The organism is Hydrogenobacter sp. T-2 (assembly GCF_033971325.1).
Lineage (GTDB): Bacteria > Aquificota > Aquificia > Aquificales > Aquificaceae > Pampinifervens > Pampinifervens diazotrophicum.
In genome coordinates, this window is the sequence record NZ_CP117180.1 from 1360851 (window position 1) to 1374830 (window position 13980).

General features: G+C 43.0%; 11 protein-coding genes. 2 read left to right on the forward strand and 9 right to left on the reverse strand.

Going from position 1 to position 13980, the window contains the following annotated elements; translation table 11 throughout:
• Positions 1-4: 4 nt before the first annotated feature.
• The 6 genes from IAE16_RS07945 to carB are packed head-to-tail and all read right to left on the reverse strand — an operon-like array spanning position 5 to position 7723.
• Positions 5-3400 (reverse strand): SbcC/MukB-like Walker B domain-containing protein, encoded by a 3396-nt coding sequence (locus IAE16_RS07945; protein WP_323700278.1) that lies wholly within the window; start codon positions 3398-3400, stop codon positions 5-7.
• On the reverse strand, positions 3381-4532 hold the full coding sequence (locus IAE16_RS07950; RefSeq protein WP_323700280.1) for a metallophosphoesterase family protein: 1152 nt from the start codon (positions 4530-4532) through the stop codon (positions 3381-3383). Before IAE16_RS07950 ends, IAE16_RS07945 begins: the two co-directional genes overlap by 20 nt.
• A complete protein-coding gene (locus tag IAE16_RS07955; protein WP_323700281.1) occupies positions 4529-5278 on the reverse strand; it encodes an LOG family protein in 750 nt (249 codons plus the stop codon). The genes IAE16_RS07950 and IAE16_RS07955 overlap by 4 nt, the downstream gene beginning before the upstream one ends.
• Complete coding sequence (locus IAE16_RS07960; RefSeq protein WP_323700282.1) at positions 5268-5573, reverse strand: hypothetical protein; 306 nt, start codon at positions 5571-5573, stop codon at positions 5268-5270. The genes IAE16_RS07955 and IAE16_RS07960 overlap by 11 nt, the downstream gene beginning before the upstream one ends.
• Before the next feature lie 36 nt (positions 5574-5609).
• Entirely contained in the window at positions 5610-6134 is a 525-nt protein-coding gene (locus IAE16_RS07965) for an NTPase (protein ID WP_323700283.1), read from the reverse strand.
• Positions 6131-7723 carry a carbamoyl-phosphate synthase large subunit gene (gene carB / locus IAE16_RS07970; RefSeq protein ID WP_323700284.1) on the reverse strand — a complete coding sequence of 531 codons (1593 nt, stop codon included), beginning with the start codon at positions 7721-7723 and terminating at the stop codon, positions 6131-6133. The genes IAE16_RS07965 and carB overlap by 4 nt, the downstream gene beginning before the upstream one ends.
• Before the next feature lie 51 nt (positions 7724-7774).
• Between carB and IAE16_RS07975 the strand changes: the two genes are divergently transcribed.
• Positions 7775-8716: an RpnC/YadD family protein gene (locus IAE16_RS07975; RefSeq protein ID WP_323700286.1), complete on the forward strand. Its 942-nt coding sequence runs from the start codon at positions 7775-7777 to the stop codon at positions 8714-8716.
• 95 nt (positions 8717-8811) lie between these two features.
• Complete coding sequence (locus tag IAE16_RS07980) at positions 8812-8985, forward strand: hypothetical protein (protein ID WP_323700287.1); 174 nt, start codon at positions 8812-8814, stop codon at positions 8983-8985.
• On the opposite strand, the gene mutS is transcribed toward IAE16_RS07980, so the two are convergent.
• Genes mutS through IAE16_RS07995 form a run of 3 tightly spaced genes read right to left on the reverse strand, consistent with a single transcriptional unit; the run spans position 8982 to position 13805 of the window.
• A complete protein-coding gene (mutS, locus tag IAE16_RS07985; RefSeq protein WP_323700288.1) occupies positions 8982-11522 on the reverse strand; it encodes a DNA mismatch repair protein MutS in 2541 nt (846 codons plus the stop codon). The two genes, IAE16_RS07980 and mutS, sit on opposite strands and share 4 nt — an antisense overlap.
• On the reverse strand, positions 11503-13239 hold the full coding sequence (rny, locus tag IAE16_RS07990) for a ribonuclease Y (protein ID WP_323700289.1): 1737 nt from the start codon (positions 13237-13239) through the stop codon (positions 11503-11505). Before rny ends, mutS begins: the two co-directional genes overlap by 20 nt.
• Complete coding sequence (locus tag IAE16_RS07995) at positions 13236-13805, reverse strand: 5-formyltetrahydrofolate cyclo-ligase (RefSeq protein ID WP_323700290.1); 570 nt, start codon at positions 13803-13805, stop codon at positions 13236-13238. Before IAE16_RS07995 ends, rny begins: the two co-directional genes overlap by 4 nt.
• Positions 13806-13980 lie beyond the last annotated feature (175 nt).

Sequence of the window (13980 nt, forward strand, 5' to 3'; positions counted from 1 at the left end):
AGTATTAATATATGACCTTGAGCTTTGCGTAGCCCTCCCTTTTTTCCACTTCTATTCTTTGACTAAACTTTTCCGCTATGTCTTCCACGTGGGTTATAACTCCCACAAGCCTGTCTGTGGACTGCCTTATCATATCAAAAAACTCAGAAAGGGAATCTCTTGTTTCCCTATCTAAAGAACCAAAGCCTTCATCTATGAAAAGGCTTTCAAGAGGTGCATTTTGAGAGAGTATGTCCGCCACCGCAAAGGCAAGAGAAAGGCTCGCCAAAAAGGTCTCACCACCGCTTAAACTGGAAACAATCCTATGATATCCTGTGGAGTGGTCGTAGACATGCAGGTCTCCTTCAAGCAGGTCAAAGGTAAAAAGTCCCGAAGTGAATTTAAAAAGGTAATAACTCGCCCTATCAACGATCCTTTTTAGCATAAGCTGGCTCACATACTCTGGAAATTGATTATCTACAAGGTCGCTCCTTAACCTTTCATAAAGGCTTAATTCCATGCGAAGCTCAGAAAGGCTTTTCTCCAAACTTTGCTTTTCAGAGAGGTCTTCTTTTAGCTTTTTTATTTCACTATCCAAACTTCCATGCAACCTCCTGTTTTCCTCAATAGACGCTTCCAATCCCTTTAGGTCCTCTTCCATGCGGAATGTCTCAGGAAGCTCCTTTAAACCTTGGAGCTTTAACTCTAACTCTTTGAGCTTGTTTTCAAGGTTATGCCTTTCTTTGTTATATTCTTCTATTTCCTGCTGAAGGCTCTTTATCTGTTCTTGACTTAGGGCACAGCTTTTGAGGTTTTGTAAACTACCAAATCTCTCCTGGAGAGAGTATATCTCACTTGCCATGCTTTGTTTTTGAGACTGTAGTTGAGAAAGCATCCTCTCTATGTTTTGAATATCTGAGATAAGCCTTGCTTCCTGTTCTCTTAACCTTTGCAGGTAGGAAGAGGTCGTCTCGTAGCTTTCTTGCACCTCCTTTACCCTTCTTTCCAACTCTTGACTTTGTTTTCTTAGCTTGTGTGCTAAGAGCTCAGAGGGACTTTCTCCAGTAGCTTTTATAATCCTATTGCCTAAGTCCATAAGTTTTTCTTCCAAAGACCTCTTCTGCTGGATTAGTCCCTTTAGCCTCTCCTCAAGCTCCGTATACTTCTTTTCCTTTTCCATAAGCTCTTTTTGTATCTCCTCAAACCTCTGCTTAAACTTCCTTTCCCTCTCCTTCAATAACCTAAGCTCCTCATACTCCTTTTCTGCCTTTTTGACCCTTTCAAGCACCACATCCAAAACCTCTCCCAAAGACTTCATCAAAGAGTTCTTCTCTTCTACGAGCCTTTCAAGGATAGAGTTCTTTGAGAGAAACTCCTCTCTTATTTTGCCCTCTTCAAACTTTAAGTTGTCTATAAACTTGGATAGTTCAGAGTGTTTAGTTTTGAGGTTTCTTAAGGTTTGTTCCCTGTCCCTTAGAAGCCTCTTTTTTTCCTCAATTTCTTTTAGAATGCCCTCTACTTGAGAAAGCCTTCCCTGAATATCCTCTGTGGAAAGCCCATATAGTGCCTCTTGCAACTCCTTCTCCTTAGTTTTCAAGATGGAAACCTTGGCTTGATTTTCAAGAAGTTCAGACCTGAGGCTATTTGCGGTCTTTTCTAGTTCCTCTTGCCTTTTGATTAGGCTCGTAATGTCTTCTCCCTGCTCTTTGAGTTCTATATGCTCCACTCTATGACCGCATACAGGACACACATCTCCTTCCGTTAACCTTGACCTTATCTCAAAGGCATACACATCAATCCTTCTTTCCTTTAGCCCTTCCAACTGCTCCTCTATAGAGCTTAGGTTTTTCTCCAATTCTTGCAGTCTTTTCTCGTATATAGCCCTTTCCTCGCTTACCTGTTTGAGTTCCAAAGCCTTACTTAACTGCTCCTTAAGCCTAAAGCCTTCTTGAAGCAGTTCGCTTTCTCTTTCTATAAAAGACCTAAGGTTAGATATATCTCCTTCCGTTTGTCCTATAGCAAGCTCCAACTCCTCCCTTTCTTTCAACGCCTTGTTTAGCTTCTCCTCTTTCCCTTTTAGCTCTTTTTCAAGGATTTCCACCTGTATCTTGACCTGTTCCTCTTCCTTTTCCAATCTCCTTGTGTTTTCCACCTGCTCTTTTATCCTCTGAGACTGAATAAACTCCTGCTCCACTCCCTTTTCCTCAAGTTCTTGTATGGCATATTCTACATCTCTTATCTTCTCATAGCCTCTGTGAGACCTTTCTCTTAGGTCTTTTAGCTCTGTCATATAGAGGTCCTTCTGCTCTTCTGTATGCCTTATATCTCCTTCTATCTTCTCCAAGTCCCTTTTGAAACCCATATACTGTTCAATAAGCTGTAGAGTTTGACTTATTTCAAGTCGTTTATTGTTGTATGATTCAAGTTTTTTAAACTCAACTTCTATACTTTTAAACTCCTGCTCCACAAGTTCTCTTTCCTCATGATACTTTTTCAGGTCAAGCTCCTTTTCCTTTTTCTCTTCTTTTAGCTTTTCTTCCTGTAAGAGAAGGCTCTCATACTGCTCCACCTTTGGAAGGTAGGGAAGTATTTCAAGGACAGTTTCAAGAAGTTGTTTCTTGCGTGCTATGTCCTCCTCTTGAGTTAATAGCCTATCTAAGTCTTCCGATGTTTTTTTGTATTCCTGTAAAAGGCTGTCCCGTTCTTTGCACTTCAAAAGCAGGTTTGTTAGTTTGGATGCTCCTTCTGAAAGCTCCTTATATTCCTTTTTTACATTTTCAAGCTCCTTTTCCCTTTGAAGTATAAGCTCTGGAGTTATATAAGCCAGTTGTTCAAACCTTTGTTGCATAAGCTGGAGCTTGCCAACGAGGAGTTTATACTCTTGTCCCACCAGGTCTTTTAGTGCAAGGATAAGCTCAGAAAAACCAAGTAGGGAATTGAGTATTTCTCTCCTTTCCCTTTGGTTTTGTGGCTTTAAAAACCTGTCAAACTGGTTTTGAGGTAGGAGTATAACCTTTGTAAAGATACTGTAGTCAAGCCTAAGCACATTTTTGAGATAGTCCTCTAACTCTCTTTCTCTGAAAGGCTTAGGTTTACCTTCTTCGTAAAACCTAAACTCCGACAGATTTCTCCTTTTGTCTTCCACATACTCTCTTTCTATTTTGTATCTCCTTCCTCTTACAGAAAACTCTAAAGATACACGCATAAACCTCTGACCCTTTGAGACAAGATATGCATGTGCCCTTTCTCCTCCGTATCTTGGGACTTTTCCATAAAGGGCGTAGCATATGGCATCAATAAGGCTTGTCTTTCCCGCTCCCGTTTTACCCTTTATGGCAAAAAAGTTAAGGGGTGAAAAGTCAATGCTGTGCTTTCCTCTGTATATGGTGAAGTTTTCAAGTTCAAGCCTTATGGGTCTCATGGCTAACCCTGTCTATAAGTTTTTCAATTAAAGCCTTTAAGTCCTGTGAGGATTCTGACTTGTATTTAAACTTATGAAAGTCCTCATATAGGCTAAGCAGGTCTATTTTGCCTGCTTCTGCTCTTGTCTCTTGAGAAGTTCCCAAGGGCTCTATTTCAAGCCTTACAAGCCTGTCGCCAAGGATTTTAAACACCATATCCCTCCTCTGCTGTAAGAAGGGGTCTGACATTTTTACCTCCATAACAACCCTTACCAGCAGGTTTTCCTTAGACAAGGGTTCAAGAGATTTTTGTATATCTTCCCCCTCTTTAAGCCTTATCTCCACAAGCTGTCTTTTAAGGTCAAGCCTTATGGTTTCTACCTTCGCCATACCATCCTCAAGCACCACCAAGTTTACAAACTTATCCATGCCCTTTTCTGAGAAATCTATCTGGTAAGGACTACCAGAATAGTAAACTTTGGGTGTGGTGCCTTCTATTCTCTGATTTCTATGAACGTGCCCTAAGGCTACATATTGAAAGGTATCCGGAATTGTATCCGCTCTTACCGCATAGTAGGGACTTACGCTTGATTGGAGTTCACTTCCTGCCACCTTAGCCCTATCTATCATTAAGTGAGAAACAAGGACTCTGTATCGTGAGTCCTCAACCTCGCACGCAAGGGCTTTCATGTAATTTGCCACCTTCTCCGCATAGCTTCTATGCCTTTCTTCGTCAAAGTTGGTCAAAACCCTCTCATCGGGATAGGGGAGGCAGGCAATCTTTAACTGGTCGTATTGGAATATGACTTCCTTGAGGTTTGTAGAAGGTCTATCAAAAACATGAATGTTTGAGAGTTTTCTTAGGTTCTTGTATATTTTCATAAAGTCGTAGCTGTCGTGATTTCCTGCTATGAGTAATATGTGCAGTCCAATGGAGTTCATCTCTGTGAGGAATTCCATTATGAGTCCTTGAGATTCAAAGTCGGGGTTTCTCTTGTCAAAGATATCACCTGCAACTATAAGAAGGTCTATACTATTTTCTTTACATATGTTTTTTATCTGCTCAAGGGCATAAACAAGGTCTTCGTTTCTGCTCACTTTGTCGTATAGCCTTTTGCCTGCATGAAGGTCTGCCATATGTAGAAATTTCATGATAAAACACCAGCTCCAGATAGTATGGTCTTTAACCTCTCAAACATCGGATTGAAAGGTTCCTCCCTTTCGAGCTTTCTGTATAGGGAGACCATCTCCTCTATTATAAGCTCAACCGCTTCCTCTGGAGTGTCGCACAAGGATATGAAGTTCATATCTTCTTTGCTAATGGTATTATAAGCGACCATGGTGTTTTTCATAAAGTCCAAAAGGGGCTTCCAGTATTCAGCACCAAAGAGTATTATGGGAAACCTTGGGCTCTTGCCTGTTTGTATAAGAGTTAGAGCTTCAAAGAGCTCATCAAGGGTTCCAAAACCACCGGGGAATATAAGATAGGCGGTAGAATACCTCAGAAGCATTACCTTCCTTACAAAAAAGTAGTCAAAGTTTAGAGATATGTTTTGATATGGGTTAGGGACCTGCTCTGTGGGTATTTGAATGTTTAGACCCACAGACAAAGTTCCTGCATCTTTGCCTCCTCTGTTTGCAGCCTCCATTATGCCTGGACCACCACCTGTGACTATATGAAAGCCGAGACTTCCAAGCATAAAGGCTGTTCTGTATGCTTTTTTATAATACGGGTCTGTTTCATCAAGCCTTGAGCTTCCAAAAAAGGTTATAGCAGGACCTATAGAAGATAGGGCATCAAAGCCTTGGACAAACTCACTCATTATTTTTAATACACGCCAAGTATCGCCCTGCCTTATTTTGAGCTCTTCTATAAGACGTATCTCTTCACTGTTCATTTAGGTCTTTTACCATACCCTCTAATTTGAGAAGTTCACCCTCTTGTGGCTTGTTTATGTTCTTGGCATAACGAGGTTCCTTTCGTGCTGTTCTGCTCTTTTTAGAGGCATTCCTGTTGGCATTCTTATTGGAAACCCTTTTGTTCTGTGTATTCTTCTTGACTGCGTTACTTGTTTGCTTAGCCTTTCCCTGCACCACCTGTTTTTTAGTTTGCGTATTTGCAAAAGACAAGTCTATGGGCACGGAAAGGCTAAGGGCTGAAACAATTCCAGTTATAAGTAAAAGTTTTCTCATAGTTCACCTCCTTGTTAAAAACTATAGCCTAAAGAGTCAGGATGTGTCAAGAAGGCTGAGAATATCCTCCAATAGCCCATCTCTGTTTTCTCTGTTTACCTCCAAAAGAACTGCACCCATGAGTCTTCTTATTTCCGCAACAAGAGGATGCACATCCCTTATAGGAATGGTTATCACCATATGCTTTCTCGGGTCATGGATGAGTACTCTTATAAGCTCTCTAAAGGGTTTTGAGAAAAGTTCCATTTTGCCCACTTCGTCCACAAGCACTACTTTGTTTTCCTGAAGAGCCTTTTCAAGGATTGGAAGAGCTACACTTTCAAACCTTTGTACATTCACACCATAAGAGCCTACAAGATGCTTTGAGGTAAAGGTTTTACTGGCAAAAAGAAGCCTCTTACCTTCTGTGGAAACTATTTTAAAGCCTGTGCGTTTTTTTGTCTTTGGGTCTCTAACCTCTTCCGTCCAAAAGCCTATGGTTTTGTCCCCTAAAGCCTTTGCTAAATTCTTTATGAACGTGGTTTTCCCTATACCTGGCTCTCCTGTAAGCACTATTTTCATAGGTCTTGAAGGGCGTAAACCTTTAGTCTACCACCATGCTTTATGTAGCTTTTTATGGCCTCAAGCATGGCGTATCCACCTCTTACAGTGGTTGTGTAAGGTATGCCATACTGAACTGCGGACCTCCTAAGATGGTAGGCGTCGCTCCTCTCCTTTCTGCCTGTGGGTGTGTTTATGATGAGCTGTATTTCTTGGTTTTTTATCATGTCCACCACGTTGGGTCTTCCCTCAGAGACCTTTAGCACATGCTTTACATCCAATCCTCTCTCTTTTAGAAACTTGTATGTCCCTCCAGTGGCATAGACTTCAAAGCCCAGTTCAAGAAAGCCTCTTGCAAGGTTTACCACCTTTGGTTTATCTCTGTCTGCCACGCTAAGGAAAACTCTACCCTCCAAGGGTAACCTGCTACCTGCAGAAAGCTGTGCCTTGTAGTAAGCCAGTCCAAAGTCTTCTGCAATGCCCATAACTTCTCCTGTGCTTTTCATTTCGGGTCCAAGCACTGGGTCTTCTTCTGGAAACCTGTTCCAAGGGAAGACAACCTCTTTGACGGAGTATATCTTCTTGTCTGAAGGCATAAAGTCGCTGGCAAAGTGGGCTTTGCCTCCTTCAAGTCTTTCAAAAACCTCAGGAACAAGTTCTTTTAAACCTTTACCAACGCCTATAAGAGCGGATAGCTTTGCCAAAGGATAGCCTATGGTCTTGCTTACAAAAGGAACAGTCCTTGAAGCCCTTGGGTTAACCTCAAGCACGTAGACCTCGCCATCCTTTACCGCAAACTGAAGGTTCACAAGCCCTTTCACTTTTAGAGCCTTCGCTATGAGCTTAGACTGTCTTTTTATCTCTTCTACCACTTCCTTTGAGAGAGTGTATGGTGGTATGCTTGCCGCGCTATCTCCTGAATGAACACCCGCCTCCTCTATATGCTCCATCACCGCACCTATTAGATAATCCTCACCATCCCCTATGGCGTCCACATCCACTTCTATACTGTCAGAAAGATACTTGTCTATGAGTATGGGTCTTTCAAAGCTTACACTTACCGCCTCTTCAAGGTATTGGATAAGCTCCTCCCTGTCATAAACTATTCTCATAGCCCTACCACCAAGCACATAGGAAGGTCTCACAAGCACAGGAAAGCCAAGCTCTTCCGCTATTCTTATGGCTTCTTCCTTTGTCCTTGCAGTTCCACTTGGTGGCTGTTTTATGCCAAGGTTGTCAACAAGTTTCTTAAAGAGCTCCCTATCCTCCGCCATATCTATGCTTTCTGGAGGAGTTCCCAGTATGTTTACGCCAAGGTTCTTGAGAGGAAGGGAGAGTTTAAGAGGCGTTTGACCACCAAACTGGAGAAAAACTCCATCGGGCTTTTCTCTTCTTATGACCTCAAGCACGTTTTCCAAAACCACTGGCTCAAAGTATAAAGCATTCGCAGTGTCGTAGTCTGTAGAGACAGTTTCTGGGTTGCAGTTAACCATTATGGTCTCTATTCCCTGCTCCTTTAGGGCAAAAACCGCATGGACGCAGGCATAGTCAAACTCTATACCTTGACCTATACGATTTGGTCCACTGCCGAGGATTAGCACTTTCTTCATTAAACTCATTATTTTAACTCAAACCTAAAAGGCATATGCTATAATCCTTACGTGTCTTCAAAAGACATAACCATAAGAGACATCTTTGAAGAAATCCCACAAAGACTAAGCAGAATACTTTCTCCAGCACCCATAAAGGAGCTACTACCCACAAACTTTCCCTCCACAGAGCTGAGAGTGGACTTTTTAGCAAAGCTTGAAGATGAAAGCATATTGCATATAGAGTTCCAGTCTTTCAACGACCCTAACATGCCCTTCAGAATGCTACGCTACTACATTGCCATATTGGAAAGATACCCAGGCAGTCTTATAAAACAGCTCCTTGTGTATGTGGGAAACAGAAAGCTCAGAATGAAGTCAAGGCTAAGGCTTAGAAATCTTACCTTTAGCTATGAAATACTTGACATAAGGCAGATAGACTGCAAGGTGCTTTTGGAAAGTCCAGACCCTATGGATAGGCTTTTGGCTTGTCTGTGCAAGGTAGAGGATGAAGTGTATCTGATAGAAAAGCTCATAAAGACCATGGAAAGCATGAACGAGGAAGAGAGAAAGGACTATCTTTTGAAAATCTTGACACTAACAGAGCTAAGACCTAACTTAAGGATAAGGCTCACAAAGGAGGTAAGGCACATGCCTATAGTGGTTAGACCTGAGGATATAAAACTGCCAAAGAGGAAGTTGAAAAAGGACCTTTTATACAGGCTTGGGCTTGAGGAGGGTAAACAGATTGGTATTGAAGAAGGTAAGCAGATTGGTATCGAGGAAGGTAGAAAAGAAGGTGAGGTTATTGGTATTAAAAAGGGACTTTTGAAATCCGCACAGGAAATGGTTATAGCTATAATTGAGGCTAAACTTGGTTATGTACCAGAAGAGATAGCAAATAGGATAAGGGAAATAAAAGATGTGGAGTTTCTGAGGTCTTTAGCCAAGAAGTTGGTTTCTGCTTCTGAAGATTTCATGCAGGTTTTGGCTATTGAACTGAAAATTTCATAACATAATTCAAAAACTCATAATGATAAGGCTAACAGAGAAGGTCAGGCACATGCCTATGGTGTTAGACCTGAGGATATAAGACTGCCAAAGAGGATATGGTTATAACTCTCGTAGAGGGTAAACTTGGCTATATGCAAGAGGGGTTGGAGAAAAGGGTAAGAGAGATAAAAGATAGAGAGTTTCAATATGCCTTGATTAAAAGGCTTATAGGTTATGAAGATGTCTTAGAAGTGCTTAAAAAAGAGCTAAATTTAACTATTCCTTCTTAGGCTTTAGTTTTTCTCAAGCTAATTGCCTTTTCCTTTAGCTCCGCCAATTTTATAAGCGCTTGCAAGGGTGTTAGGTTTGCTATGTCAAGTTCTATAAGCTCTTCCAAAAGTTGCCTTTCTTCTTCTCTTTGGCTTTCTTCGTAAACTCTTTCCAATACAGGCAGGGTCTTTGAGGCTTCAAGTTCCAATAAAACCTCTTCCGCCCTTTTTATAACCTTCTCTGGTAGTCCCGCCTTTTTTGCCACTCTAACACCAAAGCTCCCCTCCGCCCTACCGGGCTTCAAAAGATACAAGAAATTTATATCTTCCCCCTCTTTGCTTACCGCCATGTGATAGTTTTTTACGCCCCTTTTGTTTATCTCAGTAAGCTCCAAGTAGTGGGTTGCTATAAGGGTTCTCGCCCTTATGTTTTCCAATATATACTCCACTATAGCCTTGCTTATGGCTATGCCATCATAAGTGGATGTGCCCCTTCCTACTTCGTCAAGGACTATTAAACTCCTTTCATCCGCATTGTGGAGTATGCTCGAAACCTCAAGCATCTCATTCATAAAGGTAGAAACTCCCAAAGCCAGAATATCCCCAGAGCCTATGCGTGCATGAATAGAAGATACCAAGCCTATCCTTGCGGACTTGCAAGGAATAAAAGAACCCATATGAGCCAAGAGGGTAAGAATGGCAGTTTGCCTTATGTAGCTGGATTTTCCTGCCATGTTTGGACCAGTTATTATGTATATGAGGCTTTCCTCATCCATATGCGTGTCGTTAGGACAGTAGGTTTTTACATGCTCTTCTATCACAGGATGCCTACCCTCTTGGATATGCAGGACCTTTTCTTCAACTATTTGAGGTCTTACCCATCCCTTCTCTAAGGCTATACTTGAAAGGGACTGAAGATAGTCAAGCCAACCTATAAGCCTTGCGTTATGGGCAAGCTCTTCAAGCCTTTTTATAACCCTCTCCCTCAAAGCTATGAAAAGCTCATACTCAAGATTGTTTATCTTGCTCTGAGCGGAAAGTATTTTCTCTTCAAGCTCTTGCAGATAGTCTGTGGTGAACCTTTCTGCGTTTGAGAGTGTCTGACGCCTACGAAAGTAAGAAGGCACATACTTGAGGTTTGGCTTTGTCACTTCTATGTAATAGCCCATAACACGGTTAAAGCCTATCTTTAGGCTTTGTATTCCAGTTTCCTTTCTTAGCTTAGCTTCGTATTGGTCTATTAGGCTTTGCGCGTTGTCTCTGTAGTATCTAAGCTGGTCCAACTGTGGGTCTACGCCCTCCTTTATAAGACCTCCTTCCTTTACGTGCAAGGGTGGGTCTTCCACGAGGGTCTTTTCTATATCCTCTCTTAGGTCGCTAAGCTCTAACAGTCCTTCGTAAATTTCTCTAAGGGAAGCAGAGTCCATGTCCCTTAAAAGCTCCTTTATTCTCTCCAAGGCTTCAAGAGATCTTCTTACCTGCAGAAGGTCCTTTGGAGTAGAGATACCACCGCTTATCCTACTTACGAGCCTTTCAAGGTCTGGCATATTCCTTAGCTCTTGCCTTAGGGCTTCCAAGAGCTGTCTTTTTTCCATAAGCTCCTGAACTGCGGACTGCACCTTTTGAATGGCACTTTTTTCCCTAAAGGGATGTAGGATATGAAACCTAAGCCTTCTTCTTCCCATACCCGTTAGGGTCCTGTTTATTACTCCAAAAAGAGAATACCTTTCTGAACCCTCATAGGATTCTAAGAGCTCAAGCCCTCTCCGTGTCCTGTAGTCTATGCGAACATAACCCTCTTCTGTGTATGGCTTTGGCTTTTCTACAAAGGGTAAAAAGGACTTTTGTGTGCTTTTGAGGTAAAGGTATAAGCCACCAAAGGGCAAAAGCTCCTCCTCCTTTTCAAAACCAAGCCCTCTGGCACTGTAGAGCTTCATATCCTCAAAAAGCACTTTTAGACCCTCATGAAAGTATTCCTCTTCCACGGTGCTCACAAAGAGGTCAAACTCCTTTAGGTCAAAGGAAAGACCTTGAGGTATCAAAAGCTCTTTTGGAGAAAACTTAAGGATAAACTCCTTTGCATTCACTGGGTCAAAGGAGCCTCCCAAAAACTCACCTGTCGCTGGGTTTAAGTAGGCACAAAGATAGAGGCTTCCCCTTTTCAAGAGGCTGGCAAGCCCGCAGGTTTCCTTCTCAAAGTATGTGCCGGGAGTGATGACCCTTATAACATCCCTCTTTACAAGACCTCTGGATTGACTTGCATCCTCTAACTGCTCACATATGGCTACCTTATAGCCCTTGGAGACTAACTTTGAGATGTAGGAGTTTGCAGAGTGGTAGGGAACTCCACACATGGGAATTCTCTCTTTCCCTTTTCCTGCAGGTCTTGAAGTGAGCACAAGACCGAGCTCCCTTGAACCTATCTCCGCATCCTCGTAGAAGAGCTCATAAAAGTCTCCAAGGCGAAAAAAGAGCAGGCAGTCTCTGTAGAGCTTTTTAAAGTGGTGGTATTGAGAAAGCATAGGAGTTAGGTCTTGATTACTTGGCGTATTCCACATGTCTTGTCTCCCTTATTACCACCACCTTTATCTGTCCGGGAAACTGCATCTCTTCTTCTATTTTCCTTGCTATGTTTTTGGAAAGCATGTAGGCTTCCTCGTCGCTTATCTCCTCTGGGCTCACTATAACTCTTACCTCTCTTCCTGCCTGCACCGCATAGGCGTTTTGCACACCCTTAAAGGACTTGACTATTTCCTCTAACTTTTCAAGTCTCTTGAGATAGGCTTCAAGGCTCTCTCTTCTTGCACCAGGTCTTGCTGCGGAGAGGGCATCCGCAGCACACACAAGGGCAACCTCTGGATATCTTACCGGCTCTTCGTTGTGGTGTGCCTTTATGGCGTTTAGGACTGGGTCTGGCTCTCCATAGCGTTTGCAGAGCTCTATGCCTATGTCCGTGTGAGAACCTCCCAGTTCGTGGGATATGGCTTTACCTATATCGTGCAAAAGTCCAGCCCTCCTTGCCATTTTAGCATCCAGCCCGAGCTCCTCCGCCATCATACCTGCAAGGTAGGCAACTTCCTTTGAGTGTAAAAGCACGTTCTGAGAATAGCTTGTCCTGTAGTAGAGCTTACCTATGTAGTAATAAAGCCCAGGGTTTATGTCGTATAGACCAAGCTCCATGCATGTCTCTTCTCCCATCTTCCTTATCTTCTCATCCATTTCCTTTTTGACCTCTGCTACCACCTCCTCTATCCTGGCGGGGTGTATTCTCCCATCTTCTATAAGCCTTTCCAAGGCATCCTTTGCGAGCTCTCTCCTCATGGGGTCAAAGGAAGATATGGTTACAATATCAGGCGTATCGTCAATTATAAGGTCTACGCCTGTGAGAAGCTCAAAGGTTCTTATGTTTCTCCCCTCTCTTCCTATTATTCTTCCTTTAAATTCGTTGCTGGGAAGTTCCACTGTGGTGGTGGTGTAGTTTATGGCTATCTCAGAAGAGAGCCTCTGGACTGCTGTGGTTATTATCTTCTTTGCTTCAAACTCTGCCCTTTCCCTTGCCTCCTCCTCTATACGCTTTGCCACTCTTATGGCTTCTATCTTTGCCTCCTCTTCCACTCTCCTGAGGAGCTCCGCTCTTGCCTCCTCAAGGGACATACTGGCTATTCTCTGGAGTTCAAGAATCTCCCTATGTCTGAGAGCTTCTATCTCCTTTTTTCTCTCGTCAATCTCCCTAATTTTGAGCTGTAAGTCCCTCTGGGCTTGGTCTACTTGCTTTTCCATCTCCCTTACTTCCTTTTCTCTCCTGTATAGCTCTTCCTCTCGCCTTTCAAGAGCTTGAACCCTTCTCTCTAAGTTTGCCTCGCGGTGTTGTAGAGCTTGCTCTAATTTCTGGATTTCCTGCTTTCTTTCCGCGAGGTATTCTTCCATCTCCTTGCTTTTTTTGTCAAGGTCTTGTCTTATCTTCTCCGTCTCTTCCTTGAGCGTTAACCTTAGTCTGTCCGCTTCCTCTTGGGCAAGTCTGACTATTTTCTCAGCCTCCCTTTCTGAATTTAGCCTGACCTCCCTTGCTTCCTCCTGAGCCTTTCTTATTATCTCCTGGGCTTCCTCCTTTGCCTTTGAAACTATTAGCTCTGCTTCTTTCTTCTTCTCTTCAATATCTACCGCTGTCTCAAAAACAGGTGGCTTGCTTGAACCCTTTCTTGAAAGTATAAAACCCAAAGCTCCTCCAACAGCTAAAGCCAAAAAGACAGTAATAACAAGCACTTCCACACTCATCTTTCCTTACCTCCTTGATAGATTTTTTCTTCCGTGACCACAAGGTCAACAGGCATATCCCAGTCATCCCTTGGCACCTCCTCCAAGACCTGAAACTCATAGCACACTCCCACCTTTAGCCCTCCCAGCCTTTCAAAGAGCCTATCGTAGTATCCCTTCCCATAGCCTATGCGGTATCCCTCCTTGTCAAAGGCTATTCCGGGGATGAGCGAAAGCTCTACTTCCTCTGGTCTTACCTCCTCACCTTTAGAAGGTTCAAGTATACAAAAGGCACCGGGGCTAAGGCTTGCATTATCCTCAACCCTTATGAGCTTTAGGTATTTCTCCTCTACCTTTGGAAGCAGAAGACTTTTACCCCTTTGCAAAGTCCAAGAGAAAAGTGGTGTAATGTTAGGTTCTCCCCTGTGAGGGCAGAACATAAGAAGGTTTTTTGCATCCCACAAGGGCTTGAGGGATAAGAGGTTTTTTATTATACCCTCCGATAGCTTTTCTCTTTCTTCCTCTGTGAGGGCTTCTCTCTTTTGTATGATTAATCTTCTTATATCATCCTTCGTAAGAACCTTCATCTTCCGCCTCCTTTTCAGGAGGGGAAGGCAAGAAATACCCGCCCATGCCGTGGAAGAAGGAGCCTTCGGTGGGCCCCAGGAAAATTAGGTGGGTGCCCTCCCAGAAAGCCTCTCTGACTCCTCCGGAGACCGGGCTCCCTATTGCCTCACCATGTGGACCCCAATATAAACTCCT